General features: G+C 72.2%; 15 protein-coding genes and 2 pseudogenes. 9 read left to right on the forward strand and 8 right to left on the reverse strand.

Going from position 1 to position 18,836, the window contains the following annotated elements:
• Positions 1–92 precede the first annotated feature (92 nt).
• Positions 93–1,247, forward strand: a complete 1,155-nt coding sequence (locus NEH16_RS09870; protein ID WP_265541135.1) for a C40 family peptidase — start codon at positions 93–95, stop codon at positions 1,245–1,247.
• Between the two features lie 22 nt (positions 1,248–1,269).
• Here NEH16_RS09870 and NEH16_RS09875 read toward each other — a convergent pair whose 3' ends face one another.
• The 5 genes and pseudogenes from NEH16_RS09875 to NEH16_RS09895 form a co-directional block, all read right to left on the reverse strand.
• Positions 1,270–2,511: a styrene monooxygenase/indole monooxygenase family protein gene (locus NEH16_RS09875; RefSeq protein ID WP_073963961.1), complete on the reverse strand. Its 1,242-nt coding sequence runs from the start codon at positions 2,509–2,511 to the stop codon at positions 1,270–1,272.
• A gap of 43 nt (positions 2,512–2,554) precedes the next feature.
• A complete protein-coding gene (locus tag NEH16_RS09880) occupies positions 2,555–3,202 on the reverse strand; it encodes a GTP-binding protein (RefSeq protein ID WP_073963962.1) in 648 nt (215 codons plus the stop codon).
• Positions 3,183–3,599 (reverse strand): DUF742 domain-containing protein, encoded by a 417-nt coding sequence (locus NEH16_RS09885; RefSeq protein ID WP_018102680.1) that lies wholly within the window; start codon positions 3,597–3,599, stop codon positions 3,183–3,185. The genes NEH16_RS09880 and NEH16_RS09885 overlap by 20 nt, the downstream gene beginning before the upstream one ends.
• The gene (locus tag NEH16_RS09890; RefSeq protein ID WP_018102681.1) at positions 3,596–4,078 is read right to left on the reverse strand and encodes a roadblock/LC7 domain-containing protein; all 483 of its coding nucleotides are present in this window, start codon (positions 4,076–4,078) and stop codon (positions 3,596–3,598) included. Before NEH16_RS09890 ends, NEH16_RS09885 begins: the two co-directional genes overlap by 4 nt.
• Positions 4,075–6,899: pseudogene (locus NEH16_RS09895) on the reverse strand (nitrate- and nitrite sensing domain-containing protein). The gene NEH16_RS09890 and the pseudogene NEH16_RS09895 overlap by 4 nt, the downstream one beginning before the upstream one ends.
• Positions 6,900–7,263: 364 nt before the next feature.
• Between NEH16_RS09895 and NEH16_RS09900 the strand changes: the two are divergent.
• Positions 7,264–8,046 (forward strand): hypothetical protein, encoded by a 783-nt coding sequence (locus NEH16_RS09900; RefSeq protein WP_265541140.1) that lies wholly within the window; start codon positions 7,264–7,266, stop codon positions 8,044–8,046.
• A gap of 33 nt (positions 8,047–8,079) precedes the next feature.
• Here the strand turns inward: NEH16_RS09900 and NEH16_RS09905 are convergent, their stop codons facing one another.
• Positions 8,080–8,562 (reverse strand): MarR family winged helix-turn-helix transcriptional regulator, encoded by a 483-nt coding sequence (locus NEH16_RS09905; protein ID WP_073963965.1) that lies wholly within the window; start codon positions 8,560–8,562, stop codon positions 8,080–8,082.
• Between the two features lie 239 nt (positions 8,563–8,801).
• On the opposite strand from NEH16_RS09905, the gene NEH16_RS09910 reads away from it, so the two are divergent.
• The gene (locus tag NEH16_RS09910; protein ID WP_073963966.1) at positions 8,802–9,644 is read left to right on the forward strand and encodes a lysozyme; all 843 of its coding nucleotides are present in this window, start codon (positions 8,802–8,804) and stop codon (positions 9,642–9,644) included.
• 237 nt (positions 9,645–9,881) lie between these two features.
• Positions 9,882–10,562: a polysaccharide deacetylase family protein gene (locus NEH16_RS09915; RefSeq protein WP_265547121.1), complete on the forward strand. Its 681-nt coding sequence runs from the start codon at positions 9,882–9,884 to the stop codon at positions 10,560–10,562.
• 66 nt (positions 10,563–10,628) lie between these two features.
• Here NEH16_RS09915 and lon read toward each other — a convergent pair whose 3' ends face one another.
• Positions 10,629–13,049 (reverse strand): endopeptidase La, encoded by a 2,421-nt coding sequence (lon, locus tag NEH16_RS09920; RefSeq protein WP_265541143.1) that lies wholly within the window; start codon positions 13,047–13,049, stop codon positions 10,629–10,631.
• Positions 13,050–13,312: 263 nt separating this feature from the next.
• Entirely contained in the window at positions 13,313–14,068 is a 756-nt protein-coding gene (locus NEH16_RS09925; RefSeq protein WP_265547123.1) for a class I SAM-dependent methyltransferase, read from the reverse strand.
• 258 nt (positions 14,069–14,326) lie between these two features.
• On the opposite strand from NEH16_RS09925, the gene NEH16_RS09930 reads away from it, so the two are divergent.
• From NEH16_RS09930 to NEH16_RS09950, 5 genes and pseudogenes are all read left to right on the forward strand, one after another.
• The gene (locus tag NEH16_RS09930; protein ID WP_265541145.1) at positions 14,327–14,728 is read left to right on the forward strand and encodes a DUF4259 domain-containing protein; all 402 of its coding nucleotides are present in this window, start codon (positions 14,327–14,329) and stop codon (positions 14,726–14,728) included.
• A 66-nt stretch (positions 14,729–14,794) separates the two neighbouring features.
• A complete protein-coding gene (locus NEH16_RS09935) occupies positions 14,795–15,373 on the forward strand; it encodes an isochorismatase family protein (RefSeq protein ID WP_265541147.1) in 579 nt (192 codons plus the stop codon).
• 580 nt (positions 15,374–15,953) lie between these two features.
• Positions 15,954–16,645, forward strand: a pseudogene (locus NEH16_RS09940) (spermidine synthase).
• 235 nt (positions 16,646–16,880) lie between these two features.
• Positions 16,881–17,618, forward strand: coding sequence for a response regulator transcription factor (locus NEH16_RS09945; RefSeq protein ID WP_073963975.1), 738 nt, complete (start codon positions 16,881–16,883; stop codon positions 17,616–17,618).
• Positions 17,615–18,691 (forward strand): HAMP domain-containing sensor histidine kinase, encoded by a 1,077-nt coding sequence (locus tag NEH16_RS09950; RefSeq protein WP_073963976.1) that lies wholly within the window; start codon positions 17,615–17,617, stop codon positions 18,689–18,691. Before NEH16_RS09945 ends, NEH16_RS09950 begins: the two co-directional genes overlap by 4 nt.
• Positions 18,692–18,836: the final 145 nt, after the last annotated feature.

Consider the following 18,836-nt stretch of genomic DNA (forward strand, 5'->3'; position numbering starts at 1 on the left):
TGCATCGCCCCGTCGCACGGGTGAGCGTATGGACGCATTGCGCTCACTCATGGGGTAGTCGCACGATTCACCCCGGTTCCGGAGGTGATGTCGTGTCGTCGGGCACCCTGGTGCGTTCCCTCGGTACGGCGGCGCTCGCCGCCGTCGTCGTGGTCTCGCCGGCCACCGCCGCAGCCGCCCCCTCGCCCGCGCCGCCCGCGCCCGGCGCCCCGGCGGGCGGGGCCGCCGCGCTGCTGAGCGAGTTGCAGCGGCTCTACCAGCAGGCCGAAGAGGCCACCGAGACCTACAACGGCACGACGGCCGAGCTGAAGAAGCGGGCCGCGCGGGCGAAGAAGCTCGACGCGGCCCTCGTCACCGCACGCCGCTCGCTGGCCAAGGGGCGGGACGCCGCCGGGCAGCTGGCCCGCGAGCAGTACCAGGGCCGGTCCGAGCTCTCCGCGTATCTGCGGCTGCTGCTGATGCGCGACCCGGAGGCCGCCCTGACCCAGGGCCAGGTCATCCAGCGCCTCGCCGCCGGGCGGGTGGCGGCCGTGCAGCGGCTCGGCGCGGCCGAGAAGCGGGCCGACGAGCTGGCGAAGGAGTCCCGCAAGGTGCTCGCCGAGCAGCGGACCCTGGCCGCGCGGAAGCAGAAGGACCGCGACACCGTACGGACCCGGCTGAAACAGGTGGAGGCGAAGATCGCCACGCTCACCGATGACCAGCTCTCCGAGGTCTCCGGTCTCGCCCGGAAGAACACGGACCAGGCCCAGGACGCGCTGGTCGCCTCCGGCGCGCTCTCCTCGTCCCGCCCGCCGACCGCCCAGGGCGGCCAGGCCGTCCAGTACGCGGTCCGCCAGATCGGCAAGCCGTACGTGTGGGGCGCGGAGGGGCCGGGTTCGTTCGACTGCTCCGGGCTCACCTCGCAGGCGTGGGCGAGCGCCGGCCGCGTCATCCCGCGCACCTCGCAGGAGCAGTGGCGGCAGCTGACCAGGGTGCCGATGAACGCGCTGCGCCCCGGCGACCTGGTGGTCTACTTCCCGAAGGCGACCCATGTGGCGCTGTACCTCGGCAACGGCCTGGTGGTGCAGGCGCCCCGCCCCGGCACCAGCGTGAAGGTCTCGCCGGTGGCGTCCAACCCGGTGCTGGGGGCGGTCCGGCCCGACCCGGACAGCACACCGCTGGCCTCGTACGAGGGCCCGGAGCTGCCCGACGGGGCGACGGACGGTTCGGACGAGGGGTACGGCGCCTCCTCGGCCCCGGACGCGTGACGACCGGGGCCGGAGGGCACGGTCAGGCGGCCGGGCCCGCCACCGAGGCGAGGTAGGCGTTCGCCTTCTCGGGCTCGAAGAAGAAGTTCTCGAAGTCCGCCGGGTCGTTGAAGCCGTTGGCGAAGCGGTCCGCGACCGGCTGGAGCTGCCCGGCTGCGCCGATCAGGTTCAGCACATGCTCCGGCGGCACGCCGAGCATGGCGTTGGTCCACTTGGTGACGTGCTGGGCGGTGTCCCAGTAGCGGTCGAACGTCGACTGCATCCACGCCTCGTCGAACTCGCGGTCGCCGTGCTCCACGATCGAGTCGAGGTAGGCGGCGGCGCACTTGGACGCCGAGTTGGAGCCCTGGCCGGTGATCGGGTCGTTGGCGACGACGACGTCCGCGACGCCGAGCACCAGGCCGCCGCCGGGCAGCCGGCCGATGGGCTTGCGCACGGTGGGGGCGTAGCGGCCGGCGAGGGTGCCGTTGGCGTCGGTCAGCTCGACCTTGGTGGCGCGGGCGTACTCCCAGGGCGTGAACTGCTCCATCAGCTCCAGGGTCTTCGCCAGGTGCTCGGAGGGGTCCTTGATGCCCTGGAACGCGTCGAGCGGCCCGCCCGGGACGCCCTCCCAGAACAGGATGTCGGCGCGGCCGGAGGTGGTCAGGGTCGGCATCACGAAGAGCTCGCCGACGCCCGGGACCAGGTTGCAGCGGACCGCGTCGAACTCCGGGTGCTCCGGGCGCGGGCCCATGCCGTGCACGTACGCGACGGCCAGCGCGCGCTGCGGGGCGTCGTACGGCGAACGGGAGGCGTCCCGGCCGAACATCGACACCAGCTCGCCCTTGCCGGCCGCGACCAGCACCAGGTCGTAGGTGCGCGAGAAGTAGTCCAGGTCGGAGACGGCCGCGCCGTGGATGACGAGCTGTCCGCCGCGCTGGGCGAAGGTGTCCATCCAGCCGGCCATCTTGACGCGCTGGTCGACGGACTGGGCGTAGCCGTCGAGCTTGCCGACCCAGTCGACGGCCCGCGAGGAGTCGGGGGCGGCCACCGAGACGCCGAGCCCCTCGATGCGCGGGGCCTGCGACTCCCAGAAGTTGAGCCGGAGGTCCCGCTCGTGCTGGAGCGCGGTGTGGAACATGCACTGCGTGGACATGACCCGCCCGGAGCGGATCTCGTCGGCGGTGCGGTTGGACATCAGGGTGACTTCGTACCCCTTGGACTGGAGTCCCAGGGCGAGCTGGAGCCCGGACTGACCGGCTCCGACTATCAGTATCTTCCGCATCGCGGTTCTCCGTTGTGTGGTGCTGAGGGGGCAGGCCGGGGGCCTACGCGGGGGTGGCGTCGAGGGCGTGGCCGACGAGGGCCAGCAGGGACTCGACCACCGTGATCCTGTTGCGCGCGTCCATGATCACTATCGGGACGTGCGCGGGTACGGTCAGGGCCTCCCGGACGTCCTCGGCCTCGAAGCCCGGCGTCCCCTCGAAGTGGTTGACGGCCACGATGTACGGCAGCCCGCAGCTCTCGAAGTAGTCGAGGGCGGGGAAGCAGTCGGCGAGGCGGCGGGTGTCGGCCATGACGACGGCACCGATCGCGCCGCGCACCAGGTCGTCCCACATGAACCAGAACCGCTGCTGGCCCGGGGTGCCGAACACGTACAGCACGAGGTCGTCGTCCAGCGTGAGCCGGCCGAAGTCCATGGCGACGGTCGTGGTGGCCTTGTCCGGGGTGGCGCTGAGGTCGTCGGTGTCCTCGCTGGCCCGGGTCATCATGGCCTCGGTCTGCAAGGGGGTGATCTCGGAGACCGCGGTCACGAAGGTGGTCTTGCCGACGCCGAAGCCGCCCGCGACCACGATCTTCGTGGCGATCGGGGCCCGGGTGTTGTCCAGCTGCCAGGGCTGGAGCTTCTCCTCGGGCCGCTCCTCCGGGCCCGGCTGCCGCGGGGCGAACAGCGACTCAGAGACGGCGGAGTCCATCGAGCACCCTTTCGAGCAGTGCGCGGTCGGGCTGGCCGGTGCCGTGCCCGGTCCCGTACACGCGGATCTTTCCCTGGTCGGCCAAGTCGCTGAGCAGCACCCGGACCACGCCGAGCGGCATCTTCAGCAGCGCCGAGATCTCGGCGACGGTGCGCATCCGGCGGCACAGCTCGACGATGGCCCTCAGCTCCGGCATCAGACGGGTCGCCAGATTGCCGTTGGTGAGTTCGCGGCGCTCCTCGGGGGCCTCCAGCGCGGCGACGAACGTCTCGACCAGCAGGACGTGCCCGAAGCGGGTGCGGCCGCCGGTGAGCGAGTACGGACGGACCCGCGCGGGCCGTTTGCCGGCCCCTCGGACGGGCAGTTTGCGGGCGGGTCCGGCTGCGGCGTGGCTCACTGGGCGCTCTCCATCGATTTGCGCAGCTCACTGCGGAGTTCGGGGGTGAGTACGTGTCCGGCGCGGCCGACGAACAGCGCCATGTGGTACGCGATGACGCCCATGTCGCAGTCGGGGGCGGCGTGCACCCCGAGCAACGAGCCGTCGCTGATCGACATGACGAAGACGCTGCCCTCCTCCATGGCGACCATGGTCTGCTTCACGCCGCCGCCGTCCATCAGCTTCGCGGCACCGACGGTGAGGCTGCCGATGCCGGAGACGATGGTCGCCAGGTCGGCGCTGGAACCGCGCGGTCCGCTCTGCGGGGCCGCGGGCTCGGCGGCGTTGTGGTGGCCGGGGTCGGAGGACAGCAGCATCAGCCCGTCGGACGAGACGACGGTGACCGAGTGGACCCCTGGCACCTCCTCCACGAGATTGCTCAGCAACCAGTGCAGGTTCCGGGCCTCGGTGCTCAGCCCGAATGTGCTGGGCGCAGTCAACTGCGTGCCTCCTCGACTGTGTCCCCCGTCTCTCCGGTCCGGCCGTCGCTGCGGCCTGCCGGCTCGGCGTGCTCGGTACGTGTGGGGCTCGCGCCCTCGGCGAGTTCGGCCTCGACGTCGCGGCGGCCGTCCCTGGCGCCCTGCTGGAAGCCGCCGAGCCTGCGCCGCAGGGCCTCCTTGTCGACGCTCCCCCGCCGCTCGGCGACGGGCGCCCCGGCGGGCCGCACGACCTTGGGCGTCCGCTTGGGCAGCCCCTTGTCGGTGACGGTCTCCCCTTCGGGCCTACGGGGGCGGGGACGGTGTCCGCGTGTTCCGCTGCCTCGGGTGCGGCGGGGGCCGGGGCCTCGTCGGCGGCGCGCTCGTGGCGGTCGGGGCCGATGGCGTACGGGTCGGCGTCCGGCTCCTTGGGCGGCCGGGGGAGGCGGACCTGGAGGGTGCGCTCGGAGTCGGTCTCGGCCTCCGGGGCGGGGGCGGGCTCCGGCTCGGGGGCGGGCTCCGGCTCGGGGGCGGGCTCCGGCTCGGGGGCCTCAGGAGTCACGTCGGCTTCAGGGGCCTCCGGCGCCACAGGCGCCACGGGCGCCTCCGCGAGGGCGCGTTCCGCTGCCGCGATCATCGGGTCGTCCGCGGTGGACGCGGTGCGCCCCGGCAGAGTGTTGGAGTTGGCCTCGGCCACCGAGCCCGGCAGGTTCAGCGTGGGCGCGTCGCCCGGAGCCGTGACGGGCGGGGGCGTCGCCGCCGGGAGGGCCTTGGGTAGCAGGGCCTCCGGGAGCACGACGACCGCGGTCACCCCGCTCCCCTTCTGCTCGCGCAGCTCCACGCGTACGCCGTGCCGGGCGGCGAGCAGCGAGGTCACCTGGAGCCCGAGCCCGGCCCCGTCGGCGTTCTGCTCGCCGGCCTCGAAGAGCGCCGGGTCGGCCAGGCGGGTGTTCAGCTCGCCCATCCGTACGGACGACATGCCGATGCCCTCGTCCTGCACGGAGAGCATCACCTCACCGCTCTCCAGGAGCCAGCCGGAGAGCTGGACGTGGGAGTCGGGCGGCGAGAACGAGGTGGCGTTCTCCAGGAGTTCCGCGACCAGGTGGCTGAGGTCGTCGGCGGCGAACCCGGCGACCTGGGCGTGCGGCGGCAGGGACTGGATGGTGACCCGCTCGTACCGCTCGATCTCGCTGACGGCCGCGCGCAGGACGTCGACCAGCGGGATCGGGCCCGGGTGGCCGTGCCCGTGGTCCGCGCCCGCCAGGACCAGCATGTTCTCGCTGTGGCGGCGCATGACCGTGGCCATGTGGTCGAGCTTGAAGAGGGTGCTGAGCCGTTCCGGGTCCTGCTCGCGCTCCTCCAGGGACTCGATGACGCCGAGCTGCCGTTCGACCAGGCCGAGGGTGCGCAGCGAGAGGTTGACGAAGGTGTGGTGGACGGTGTTCCGCAACTTCTCCAGCTGGGCGGCCAGGTCCGCCGCGTGCACCTGGAGTTCGGCGCGCTGCACCGTGAGGGCCTCGCGTCCGGCGAGCAGTTCGGCGCGCTCGGTCTCCAGGCTCTCGAAGCGCACGTTGAACTGCTGGAGCAGCTCCCGCAGGCGGCCGTGCAGGGCGTTGATGGAGCGGACGGTCTGGGCGAACTCGTCGTTGCGGCCGGTGTAGCGGACCGGTTCGGCGGTGGCCGGTTCGGCGGCGAGCCGGGCGGCGCCGATCCGGAGCACGGCGAGCGGCTGGGTGAGGGTACGGGCGACGGCGGTGGAGACGGCGACCGCGACGAGGAAGCAGCCGCCGAGGAGGGCGATGCGCAGTTCGAGGGCGGTGACGTCGTCGTCGCGGAGCTGTTCGAGGCGCTGGACCTGGGTGGTGCCGAGCGCGGACTCCACGGAGCGCATCCGGTCGACGCGGGCGCCGAGGGCGGCGGCGACCTTCTTGTCGCTGGCCTTCAGGTCGGAGTCGGAGAGTTCGGGGCGGTCGGTCAGCTCGGCGAGGTACTTCTCGGCGCTGTTGACCTCAGGGCCCGTGACGGTGGAGGCCAGCTTGTCGCGGGCGGTGGCGCCGGCGGACTGGTCGAAGTCGGCGAGCGCGGAGAGTTCGCCGACCCGGGCCTGCTGGGCGGCGGCGCTCAGCGCGTTCCGGGTGCGGTCCTCCTTGGTCTCGCCCTCGTCCTCGCTCCGCACGGGCAGCCCGGTGAACGGGTCGATGCGCGGGGGCGCGGGCTCCGGGCGGGGCACGGCGAGCGCGGCGAGCAGCAGCCCCCGGGCGGCCGACGCCTCCTCGGTGGCCCGGCCGAGCGCCTGCGGGGTGCGGGCGGCTTCGGCGGCGCGCGGCGGGGTGGAGCGGGCCAGCTCGTCGGCGAGGCCGTGGAGCTTGGCGATGACCTCGGAGTACGCCCGGTGGGCCTCCAGGGCCGTGCCCTTGCCGCTGATCGCGTCGCGGCGCAGGGACGGGATGGTGGAGAGGTCGCGCAGGAGGTCGGCCGGGGCCGTCTCCCGGATCTCGTCCACCTGCTGGTCGACGCGGGCGCCCCGGCTGCCCGGCTCGCCCTCCCGGCCGCCCGCGATGTAGACGGTGACCTCGTCGCGCTCGTCGGCGAGGGAGTGGGCCAGGGAGATCGCCTGCTGGTTCAGCTCGGCGAGGGTGACCAGGTGCTGCGAGTCGGTGAGGTCGGACGAGGCGGCGAGCACGGCCGGTGTCCCCGCCGCTATGACGGTGATCCCGACGACGGCGACGCCCGCGACCAGCCGGTTGCGGACGCGCACGCGGCGACCGCCCTCGGCCGGGGTCGTCGGCGCCGCCTCGGAACCGCTGTTGCTGCCGCCCTTGCTCCGAGGCCGCTTCTTCTGCACCGGTGCTCGCATTCTCGACTCGTCCGCCCTTGAAGCAGAGGTGACGCACGGTCACATGAACGAGCGTCCCGCCCCCTGGTACGGCTCCCGACCATTCCAGTGCTTTTCAGGAGGGGGCGCGCATCAACCGCTCCGCCACACGAACGAGTGAACAACACTCCCGAGTTGGCGAACAAGTCTCCCCAGCGGGCCCCGGCGCCATGCGTGGACACCGGCTGGAACTTCCGCCCGGGCTTTGGCAGGATGCCCGCCCGCACCTCCGGGCGGAGGGATTCCTTCCGCCTCTCCCACCCTTCTGACCTGCTGGTACACACCAATCGCGGTGCCGTGCAGGCACGGTGAAGGCATCGTGCAGACTGGCCGCATGCGTATCGAACTCGCGACCGCCCCCGGCACTCCGGACCGCCCGAACGAGGACTGGACGGCCTCGGTCCTCCCCGCCTCCGGTCGGGGCGGCGGACTGGTCCTGCTCGACGGTGTGACGCCGCCGCAGGGCGATGCCGGTTGTGTGCACCCGGTCCCGTGGTTCACGGCCCGGCTGGGCGGAGCGCTGGTCGAACTGTCCGGTTCGCGCCGGGATCTGACCTTGCGGGAGATCCTCGCGGAGTCCATCCGGCGCACGGCGGACGCCCACCGCTCGACCTGTGACCTTTCTCACGTACGTACGCCACAGGCAACCGTCGTCGTGGTGCGTTGGGACGAGGCCGAGGTGGAGCACCTGGTGCTGTCCGATTCGGTGCTGCTCCTCGAAGCGCCCGCCGGGGGCGTCCGCGCGGTCCTGGACGACCGGCTCGACCGGCTGCCCCGGGAGCTGCTGGTCTCGGACGCGGTGGCCGACGCCCGGGCGCGCAACAAGGAGGGCGGCTTCTTCACGGCCGCCGCCGACCCGGCCGTGGCGGAGCGCGCGGTCACCGGGCGGACGCCGCGCGCGGAGGTGCGGGCCCTGGCCGCGCTGACGGACGGGGCGAGCCGCTGGACGGAGATGTTCGGCGCGGGCGACTGGGCGGCGTGCCTGGGGATCCTGGAGAAGGAGGGCCCGCAGGCGCTGATCGACCGGGTCCGCGCTCTGGAGGACGCGGACACGGAGCGTAAGCACCTCCGGGGCAAGACCCATGACGACGCGACGGCGGCGTACGTACGGCTGTGAGCCACGGCCGCTCCCCGGGCGCTCCCCGGGCGCTCAGTCCTCGGCGCGCGCGTTCAGCTGGTGCAGCAGGCGGGCCAGTTCCGCGACCTCGGCGCGGTCCCAGTCGGCCAGCTTGCGGACGTAGCGGTCGCGGCGGGCGTCGCGGACGCTGCGGAAGCGGGCGAGCCCTTCCTCGGTGAGGTGCACGAGAAAGGCGCGTCCGTCGGCCGGATCGGGCTCCCGCGCCACCAGGCCGAGCGCCTCCAGGGCGCGGAGCTGCCGGCTCATGGTGGCCTTGCCGACGCCGAAGTACGCGGCGAGATCGGTGGCCCGCTGCCGGCCGGCGGATTCCAGGCGTACGAAGAGGCCGTAGGCGGCTGCCTCCAGTTCGGGGTGCACCTCGCGCGCCATCTCGCCGGAGTTGGCCCGCGCGCGGCGCAGAAAGACGGCCAACTCCAGCTCCAGGGCGAGGAATTCGTGGTCCACACCACTTCCTCCGGTAGCGCCGGGCTCACGTCCGCTTTCGCTCCCGTGCACGTCAACTCCCTCAAGAGGTTTCCCGCAGATGAAAGTTTCTTCCGCCGGCGGCCATCACCGCAGCTCCGCCAGTATTTCGCAGGAGTAGACCAACGGCGCCGCCCAGGCCCTCTTCCGCCGCACGGGTCTACGTGCGTAGCGTCATGCATGGCATGTCCACACCATGGCATGCATCCGGGGTCGCCGTGCGGCGCCTCCCGGGTCAGCAGATCCCCCCACCGAGGTCTCGGAGGCACGCAATGCCCGTGCACAGATCCGGCTCCACGAAGTCCCGCCGCCCGCGCCTCGCCGCGGCCGGCACCCTGCTCGCAGCCCTCTCCCTCCTCATCGCGCTCCCCGGCGCCTCGAACGCGGCGGGCGGCGACCCCACCGCGCCCGCGCGCGGCACCGCCACCATGGGGATGGGCGTCATCGCCCACGACGGCAAGGGCGGCCTGCCGGTCGAGGGCCGCGCCGCCCAGACCGAGGGCGTGGACGTCAGCAGCCACCAGGGCAACGTCGCCTGGTCGACGCTCTGGAACAGCGGCGTGAAGTGGGCCTACACCAAGGCCACCGAGGGGACGTACTACACGAACCCCTACTTCGCGCAGCAGTACAACGGCTCGTACAACGTCGGGATGATCCGCGGCTCGTACCACTTCGCCACGCCCGACACCACGAGCGGCGCCGTCCAGGCCAACTACTTCGTGGACCACGGGGGCGGCTGGTCCAAGGACGGCAAGACCCTGCCGGGCGTGCTCGACATCGAGTGGAACCCGTACGGCGCGCAGTGCTACGGCAAGACCGCCGCGCAGATGGTCTCGTGGATCCGCGACTTCGTGAACACGTACAAGGCGCGCACCGGGCGCGACGCGGTGATCTACACCGCGACCAGCTGGTGGCAGTCCTGCACCGGCAACAACGCGAGCTTCGGGACGACCAACCCGCTGTGGGTGGCCCGGTACAACACCACGGTCGGCACGCTCCCGGCCGGCTGGGGCTTCTACACGATCTGGCAGTACACGTCCTCCGGCCCGACGGTGGGCGACCACAACCACTTCAACGGCGCCCTCGACCGCGTACAGGCACTCGCCAACGGCTAGTACCCGGCCCTGCGGAGCCCGGTGACGCACCCCGTCACCGGGCTCCGTCGCGTCTGGGCCACCCCGCTATGCACTCGGTGTATACCTCACAGGTATAGTCGCCGCTCCAGGTCGCACACCAGTGCGTCCATTCACGCGAGGGAGTGGCGCGCCGTGCCCAGTAAGAGGAAGTCGATCGGTACGGGGTTGGGCGTCGCCCTTGTGACCGCGCTCACGCTCACGCTGAGCGGCTGCACGATGGAGACCACCGCGCCCGGCTCGGCCCGCGACGACGCCGCTTCGGACGCCAAGGCGCCGATGGGCCCGGTCGACTGCCGCGAGGCCAAGTGCATCGCCCTGACCTTCGACGCGGGCCCGGGCGAGGACACGCCCCGCCTGCTGGACATCCTCAAGGAGAAGAAGGTCCACGCGACGTTCTTCCTGCTCGGCAAGAACCACGTCAAGAAGCACCCGGACACCGTGCGGCGGCTCGCCGCCGAGGGCCACGAGATCGCCAACCACACCTGGTCGCACAAGATCCTGACCGACCGGAAGCCGGCCGAGATACGCGCCGAGCTGGAGAAGACGCAGGACGCCATAGCGGCGATCACCGGCAGGAAGCCCCGGCTGATGCGCCCGCCGCAGGGCCGCACCAACGACACGATCTCCGGCATCTGCAAGGACCTCGGGCTCTCCCAGGTCCTGTGGAGCGCCACCGCCAAGGACTACTCCACGACCGACTCCGCGCTGATCAGGAAGCGGATCGTCGACCAGGCGAGCAAGGACGGCATCATCCTGCTGCACGACATCTACAAGGGCACCGTGCCGGCCGTGCCCGGGATCATCGACACCCTGAAGAAGCAGGGCTACACCTTCGTGACGGTCCCCCAGCTGATGGCCCCGGCCGAGCCGGTCGCGGGCACGATCTACCGCCCGTAGGCACGGCGGTACGCGGAACGGCCCGGGCTGCCCGGGCCGTTCCGCGTCCGCTGTCGCCGTTGCCCGTTACGCCGCCTGGGCCGCCGGAATCCTGCGCTCCGCCGTGGCCGGGGCCAGGGCGATCTCCAGGACCTGGCGGACGTCGGTGACCGGGTGGACCTCCAGGGTCTCCAGGACCTCGGCCGGGACGTCGTCCAGGTCGGCCTCGTTCCGCTTGGGGATCACCACGGTGGTGATGCCCGCCCGGTGCGCGGCCAGGAGCTTCTGCTTCAGGCCGCCGATCGGCAGCACCCGCCCGGTCAGCGAGACCTCACCGGTCATCGCCACATCCGTGCGGACCAGCCGGCCGGAGAGCAGCGAGGCCAGCGCGGTCGTCATCGTGATGCCCGCGCTCGGGCCGTCCTTGGGGACCGCGCCCGCCGGGAAGTGGATGTGCACGCCCCGGTCCTTGAGGTCCGCGACCGGCAGCTCCAGCTCCGCGCCGTGCGACCGGAGGAAGCTCAGCGCGATCTGCGCGGACTCCTTCATGACGTCGCCCAGCTGTCCGGTGAGGGTCAGCCCGGACGCCCCGGTCTCCGGGTCGGCGAGCGACGCCTCCACGAAGAGGACGTCCCCGCCCGCCCCGGTCACCGCGAGCCCGGTGGCCACGCCCGGCACCGACGTACGGCGCTCGGCCGGGTCCTGGGCGGACTCGGGCACATGGTGCGGGCGGCCGATGAGACCGCGCAGGTCGTCCGCGCCCACCGTGAACGGCAGCTCGCGGTCGCCCAGCTCGCTCTGGGCCGCGACCTTGCGCAGCAGCCGGGCGACGGCGCGCTCCAGGTTCCGCACACCGGCCTCGCGGGTGTACTCGCCGGCCAGCTTGCGCAGCGCCGGTTCGTCGAGCGCGACCTCGTCCTTCTCCAGACCGGCCCGTTCCAGCTGGCGCGGGAGCAGGTGGTCCCGGGCGATGACGACCTTCTCGTCCTCGGTGTAGCCGTCGAGCCTGACCAGCTCCATGCGGTCGAGCAGCGCCTCCGGGATGGCCTCCAGGACGTTGGCGGTGGCCAGGAAGACGACGTCGCTGAGGTCGAGCTCGACCTCCAGGTAGTGGTCGCGGAAGGTGTGGTTCTGCGCGGGGTCGAGGACTTCGAGGAGGGCGGCGGCCGGGTCGCCCCGGAAGTCGGAGCCGACCTTGTCGATCTCGTCCAGGAGGACGACCGGGTTCATCGAGCCGGCCTCCTTGATGGCGCGCACGATGCGTCCGGGCAGCGCCCCGACGTACGTACGCCGGTGGCCGCGGATCTCCGCCTCGTCCCGGACACCGCCGAGCGCGACGCGGACGAACTTGCGGCCCATGGCGTGCGCCACGGACTCCCCGAGCGAGGTCTTGCCGACGCCGGGCGGTCCGACGAGGGCCAGCACCGCGCCGCCGCGCCGTCCGCCGACGACGCCGAGGCCGCGGTCGGCCCGGCGCTTGCGCACCGCGAGGTATTCGGTGATGCGCTCCTTCACGTCCTGGAGGCCCGCGTGCTCGGCGTCCAGGATCTCCTGGGCGCCCTTGATGTCGTACGCGTCCTCGGTGCGCTCGGTCCAGGGCAGTTCGAGGACGGTGTCGAGCCAGGTCCTGATCCAGGAGCCCTCGGGGCTCTGGTCGGAGGCGCGCTCCAGCTTGTCGACCTCCTTGAGCGCGGCCTCGCGGACGTGCTCGGGCAGGTCGGCGGCCTCGACGCGGGCCCGGTAGTCGTCGGACTCGTCCTCCGGGTCGCCGTTGAGTTCGGACAGCTCCTTGCGTACGGCGTCGAGCTGGCGCCGCAGCAGGAATTCGCGCTGCTGCTTGTCGACGCCCTCCTGGACGTCCTTGGCGATGGACTCGGCGACGTCCTGCTCGGCGAGGTGTTCACCCAGCCACTGGATGGCGAGCTTCAGCCGGGCGACCGGGTCGGTGGTCTCCAGCAGCCGGACCTTCTGGGCGGTGGTGAGGAAGGGCGAGTAACCGGAGTTGTCGGCGAGCGCGGAGACGCCCTCGATCTGCTGGACCCGGTCCACGACCTGCCAGGCCCCGCGCTTCTTCAGCCAGCTGGTGGCGAGCGCCTTGTACTCCTTGACCAGCTCGGCGACGGCCCCGGGCAGGGGGTCGGGGACGGATTCGTCCACCCGGACCCCTTCCACCCAGAGGGCGGCACCGGGGCCGCTGGTGCCCGCTCCGATGCGGACCCGGCCGCGGCCCCGGATGAGGGCGCCCGGGTCGCCGTCGGAGAGCCGCCCCACCTGCTCGACGGTGCCGCGGACGCCGATCCCGGTGTACGTCCCGTCGATGCGCGGGACGAGCAGCACCTCGGGCTTGCCCCCGCCCTCCCGGGCAGCGGCCTGCGCGGCCTCGACGGCGGCTCGCACCTCGGCGTCCGACAGGTCCAGCGGCACCACCATCCCCGGCAGCACGACCTCGTCGTCGAGCGGCAGCACGGGCAGGGTGAGCGGTGTGACGGCGTTGGACTCAGTAGCCATGATCTCCCCTTCGGCAGTCAAGTTGAGTTATACCGGCTCAATGCTTGTGAGCCCCACAATGTTCCCCGGACGTTGTTCGCTCTGAGCGATCAGCCGCTGATGTCCTGCGCCGGAGTCGGTGCAGGAGTCCGCGGCCCGCGAGTGGGAGCGGCAGATGGTGGAGATCGAGACCGGGCTGCCGTTCGACGCCGCACCGGGCACGCCGCCGCGCCCCGGCCATGACCCGGCAGCCTTCTCGTTGCTGGAGCGGATGGCCCCGGAGTTCATACCTTGCTCGCGACCACCATGTAGTTCTCGGCCTCAAGATCGAACGTGCTCAGTTCCGTTCGGAGTCCGACCTGGTGCAGCTCGACTTCGAGTTCCTCGTACCGGTAGGGCCAGCAGGACAGCAATTCCGAGCGGACAAGAACCGGCCCAGTCGCATCGATTTGGGCGATCGCAATCTCGATATGGTGCTCATCCTCCCAATGCGGCGCAATCTCCCAGCGGTAAATCACGACGGCATCGCGACCGTTTCGTCGGACGAGTCGGTCCCAGATGTCCAGCCGGGAACCTCTGGCCCTCACGAGTTCCCAAGTGCGCGATGTGAGCACCAAGCGCCCGCCCGGGCGCAGAATCCGTGACATCGACTCCAGAGCAGCATTCCTGCCTGTCGCGCCCGCGGCGTGGTGAAGCGAATTTCCCACGCAGAACACCATGTCGAACGTGTTGTCCTGGAAATGGTCGGGCAGCTCTTCCCAGCTCGCCCGTACGGTCCGGACGGACGCCCCGAACTCCTCGGCCAACTCCGCGGTCCGACGAACCATCCCCTCGCTGGCGTCAGTCGCGACAACCTGCATGCCACGACCGGCGAGGCCAACCGCCAACTGCCCGGTTCCGCACGAACAGTCGAGGACCTGAGCGTTCGACGGCAGGAGATCGAGGACGTCGTCGAACGACGCAACGAACTCGGCTGGAGGCAACTTCGCATCCGAGATGAGCCATTCGTACACCTCGGCAAGCACGCCATAACCTGTCACCACCACTACCTCCGTCACGCGGCAGATTCACGGTAGGACGTCAGTCCACCAGCGGAGCGGGCCGGGCACCAATGGTTTTCGCAAGCCCCCGCCTGCCGCGGCAGCGGACGGAAAACGAAGAGTCAATCCGCACAAAACCTGATGGCACGGCGCAACCCATCGAAACGGCACCGACACCGCTGACTGGTGCGGCGGGCGTTGTCAGTGGCGCCTGTCACGATGCGGGGGATCGACTCGACAGCTCGCCGGGAGAGACACATGGGTACGTGGGACGTGGGCCCCTTCGACAACGACACGGCCGCCGACTGGTGCGGCGGTCTGGACGACGCCGCGCCGGAGGCGCGCGAGGCGATGGTCCGGGCCGCGCTGACCGAGACGGCGGAGACCACGGACTACCTGGACTCGGACGTCGCGAACGAGGCCATAGCGGCCGCCGCCCTGGTCGCGGCGCAGTGCCCCGGGGGCGCCCCCGCCGACTCCGCGTACGGCCCCGACGAGCCCCTTCCGGACCTGACCGGCCTGCGCGGACTCGCGCTCCGGGCGCTGGACCGGGTCCTGACGGAACCGTCCGAGGCGCTGGAGCTCTGGGAGGAAGCGGAGGACGGGCCCTGGCACACCGGGGTCAACCAGCTGCGCGGAGTCCTTGTGCCCCGGCCCTGAGCGGCCCCGCTCCAGCGGCACCGATATTCCGTGGAGCCCCGGCGCCGCGCCGGACAGGATGGCCGCATGACCGAGACCCCGCTCCCCGTGCAGGCCCTGATCGTCGTGGACGTGCAGAAGGACGGGGTGACCGGCGCGGGTGCCGTGCCCGCGGCCGATGTGCTGCTGGACCGTACGGCCGGGCTGCTGGCACGGGCCCGGCGGGCGGGCGCGGTCGTCGTCCACCTCCAGAACGACGGCGACCCGGGGTCGGGCGACGAGCCGTTCACGCCGGGCTGGGCGCTGCACCTGCCGGTCGTGGAGGGCCCCGCGGAATCCGTGATCCGCAAGACCTGGGACGACGGCTTCAAGGACACGTCGCTGGGCGCCGTACTGGCGGAGGCGGGCGTCGAGGCGCTGGCGGTCTGCGGCGTCATGTCGGAGATGTGCGTCCAGGCGACGGCCCGCACCGCCCTGGAGCGCGGCTACCGGGTGGTCCTCCCGTACGACGCCCACGCCACGCACGACGTCCCGGCCGCCCCCGGGATCAGCTCGGCGGTCCCCGCCGCCGTCGTCTCCCGGGTCGCCGCCTGGGCGATCAGCGCGGACGCGGACGTCACCACGCCCGCCTCGGCCGTACGGTTCACGGCACCGCCGGGGGCGTGAACGCTCCCGCGCCCTCCCCCGCACCGCCGCGGCCCTCGCCTGCACGGCCCTGCTCGCGGCCTGGGCGGCGTACTGGATTCAGGCGCAGCCGACGTTCGACCACAGCGCCCGGGTCCCCGTCCTCGTCCTGGCCCCGCTGCTGGTCTCGTCGGCCATCGGGACGAGCCTGTACGCCCCGTCGGACGAGCTCGACCGGACGGCGGTCCGGCGCTGGTGGCCCCGGCGGCTGGCGCACCTGCTCGCGCTCGCCGTCCCGGCCGCCGCGGCCCTCGCGCTGGCCGTGCCCGGGCATCCGGAGGCGTTCGGCGCGCCCGGCATGGTGCGCAACGTGCTCGGCGCCACCGGGATCACCGCCGCCGCGGCCGCCCTGATCGGGGCCCGGCTGAGCTGGCTGCCGGTCACCGTGTACATCGGCGCGGTCTATCTGGCCGCACCGCGCACCCCGGGCGGCGCTCTACGCCGTACGCGGGGCGCGCCGCGAACGCGGCTGACCGGGGCCCCGTACGAACCCGCTGGCCCCCGCCCGCCCCGCGCGACAGGATGGCGGGGACAGCGACCACGGCCACCGGAGATCAGTGCCATGCCCCATACGTTCGGCCCCGACGCCGACGCCCCCGTCACCCTGGACCGCCGCGAGGGACCGTTCGGGGAGGTCGTCCTGCGCCGGCGCGGGGAGGACTTCGAGATCATCGCCAACGGGTGCTTCCTGATGGACACCTCGGACGGGCGCTCCGAGCGGCTGCTGATCGACGCCGCGCTCGCCGCGCTCCCGGCCGGCCGCACCGCGCCCGCCGTGCTCATCGGGGGGCTCGGCGTCGGCTTCTCGCTCGCCCGGGCCGCCGCCGAGCCGCGGTGGGGCCGGATCGCGGTCGCCGAGCGGGAGGAGGCGATCGTGGACTGGCACCGGCGGGGGCCGCTGGACCGGATCTCGGGGCCCGCGCTCGCCGACCCCCGTACGGAGATCCTGACGACCGACCTCGTCGCGTATCTGCGTACGACTACGGACCGTTACGACGCACTGTGTCTGGACATCGACAACGGGCCCGACTGGACGGTCACCGAGGACAACAACGACCTCTACTCCCCCGCCGGTCTCGCCGACTGCCGGGCCCGGCTCAACCCGGGCGGGGTGCTCGCCGTCTGGTCCGCACAACCGTCCGCCGCATTCGACCGAGCCCTACGGAATGCCGGGTTCCAGGGGTACGGGCGGAAGAAGTGGGCGTTGCCCGAGGTGTTCCCGACGTGGTCCATCTCGCAATCCGGGGCGAGTGAGAGCCCCCCGGCGGGTGGCGGGAGCCCCCGAACGCCCGGGAGGCCGGGCCCCTTGGCGCGTCGCCCCGCCCCGGGCGAAGGTGCCGCACGGCGGTCCGTCCTTGCACCCTGCGTAGCCGAAAAGCCTCCGCTGCCTCTACGCTGCTGACCGGTAGCGGGATCACCCACGAAATTCACGAGCGAAAACCGTACGTCCGGGGGAATGGCCTCCGTGAGAACGGGCAGGGGCGGGGCGATGGAACAGACACACACCACCCACAGCGGCGTCGCGGCCACCCCGGGCGCGCAGCGCCGGGTGCTGGTGGTCGAGGACGACGCCACGATCGTCGATGCCATTTCCGCGCGGCTGCGGGCGGAGGGCTTTCTCGTGCAGACCGCGCTCGACGGCCCCGCCGCCGTGGACGCGGCCGAGGCGTGGCAGCCGGACCTGATGGTGCTCGACATCATGCTGCCGGGCTTCGACGGCCTGGAGGTCTGCCGCCGGGTCCAGGCCCAGCGGCCGGTGCCGGTGCTGATGCTGACCGCGCGGGACGACGAGACGGACATGCTCGTCGGGCTCGGGGTCGGCGCCGACGACTACATGACCAAGCCGTTCTCGATGCGTGAGCTGGCCGCCCGGGTGCACGTCCTGCTGCGCCGGGTGGAGCGGGCCGCGCTGGCCGCGGTGACGCCGCGCAGCGGCATACTCCGCCTCGGCGAGCTGGAGATCGACCACGCGCAGCGCCGGGTGCGGGTCCGCGCCGACGACGTGCACCTCACCCCGACCGAGTTCGACCTGCTGGTCTGCCTGGCCAACACCCCGCGCGCGGTGCTCTCGCGCGAGCAGCTGCTCGCCGAGGTGTGGGACTGGGCGGACGCCTCGGGCACCCGCACGGTCGACAGCCACATCAAGGCGCTGCGCCGGAAGATCGGCGCGGAGCGCATCCGTACCGTGCACGGCGTCGGCTACGCGCTGGAGACCCCCGCGCCATGACCTCGCCCGGACCGGGGCTGCGGCCGTTCTCGATCAAGGCCAAGCTGGGCACCCTGGTGGTGGTCTCGGTGTTCATCACCACCGGCCTGATCATGGTGGCCTTCCGTACGCGGACCGAGCTGCGGTTCATCACCGTGTTCTCGGTCATCGCCACCCTGCTGATCACCCAGTTCGTGGCGCACGGCCTGACCGCGCCGCTGGACGAGATGCGCGCGGTGGCCCGGTCGATCTCGCACGGCGACTACACGCGGCGGGTCAACGGCGCGGACCGGCGCGACGAGCTGGGCGACCTGGCGCAGACCATCAATCTGATGGCGGACGACCTGGCGGCCGTGGACCGGCACCGCAAGGAGCTGGTGGCGAACGTCTCGCACGAGCTGCGCACGCCCATCGCGGCGCTGAGAGCCGTCCTGGAGAACGTGGTGGACGGGGTGTCCTCGGCCGATCCGGAGACGATGCGGACCGCGCTGAAACAGACGGAGCGCCTGGGCCGCCTGGTGGAGACGCTGCTCGACCTGTCCCGGCTGGACAACGGCGTCGTCCCGCTGAAGGCCAACCGCTTCGAGGTGTGGCCCTATCTGTCCGGGGTGCTGAAGGAGGCGAACCTCGCCGCCGCGCACCGCCGGCTCTCCTCCGGGTCCGGCAACCACTCGCGTACGGACGTCCATCTGCACCTGGACGTGTCGCCGCCGGAGCTGACCGCGCACGCGGACGCGGAGCGGCTGCACCAGGTGGTGGCCAATCTCATCGACAACGCCGTCAAGCACAGCCCGCCGCACGGCCGGGTCACGGTGCTGGCCCGGCGCGGCCCGCAGCCGGAGTCCCTGCACCTGGAGGTGGTGGACGAGGGCCCGGGCATTCCGGAGTCCGAGCGCCACCGGGTCTTCGAGCGGTTCAACCGGGGCGAGGTGGCCTCGCCGCACGGTCCGGGCAGCGACGGCGGCACCGGTTTGGGGCTGGCGATCGCCCGCTGGGCGGTGGATCTCCACGGCGGCCGGATCGGAGTGGCCGAATCTGCTCGCGGCTGCCGGATCCGCGTCACTCTTCCGGGGATTCCGCAACCGCGAGGTTGACATAGGGTTCGAACCGGAAGGCCGCGTTCTGCGTGTTCCGGTAACGGGATACGGTCGAGGAGGCCGCTGCGGCGGCCTCGCGTACCCGGAGCGAAGCGGAACCATGCTTGTTTCCCGCCATTTCCAGCGCCGAAACCCGGCTTCC

Origin of the sequence: Streptomyces drozdowiczii, from assembly GCF_026167665.1 — a bacterium.
In the GTDB taxonomy this organism is placed as follows: domain Bacteria; phylum Actinomycetota; class Actinomycetes; order Streptomycetales; family Streptomycetaceae; genus Streptomyces; species Streptomyces drozdowiczii_A.

Bases quoted from the DNA above. Each gene is read 5' to 3' on its own strand.
- NEH16_RS09875 (WP_073963961.1), bottom strand. From the start codon at position 2,511: ATGCGGAAGATACTGATAGTCGGAGCCGGTCAGTCCGGGCTCCAGCTC.
- NEH16_RS09880 (WP_073963962.1), bottom strand. From the start codon at position 3,202: ATGGACTCCGCCGTCTCTGAGTCGCTGTTCGCCCCGCGGCAGCCGGGC.
- NEH16_RS09900 (WP_265541140.1), top strand. From the start codon at position 7,264: ATGCGTATCGAACTCGCGACCGCCCCCGGCACTCCGGACCGCCCGAAC.
- NEH16_RS09910 (WP_073963966.1), top strand. From the start codon at position 8,802: ATGCCCGTGCACAGATCCGGCTCCACGAAGTCCCGCCGCCCGCGCCTC.
- NEH16_RS09915 (WP_265547121.1), top strand. From the start codon at position 9,882: ATGGAGACCACCGCGCCCGGCTCGGCCCGCGACGACGCCGCTTCGGAC.
- lon (WP_265541143.1), bottom strand. From the start codon at position 13,049: ATGGCTACTGAGTCCAACGCCGTCACACCGCTCACCCTGCCCGTGCTG.
- NEH16_RS09930 (WP_265541145.1), top strand. From the start codon at position 14,327: ATGGGTACGTGGGACGTGGGCCCCTTCGACAACGACACGGCCGCCGAC.
- NEH16_RS09935 (WP_265541147.1), top strand. From the start codon at position 14,795: ATGACCGAGACCCCGCTCCCCGTGCAGGCCCTGATCGTCGTGGACGTG.
- NEH16_RS09945 (WP_073963975.1), top strand. From the start codon at position 16,881: ATGGAACAGACACACACCACCCACAGCGGCGTCGCGGCCACCCCGGGC.
- NEH16_RS09950 (WP_073963976.1), top strand. From the start codon at position 17,615: ATGACCTCGCCCGGACCGGGGCTGCGGCCGTTCTCGATCAAGGCCAAG.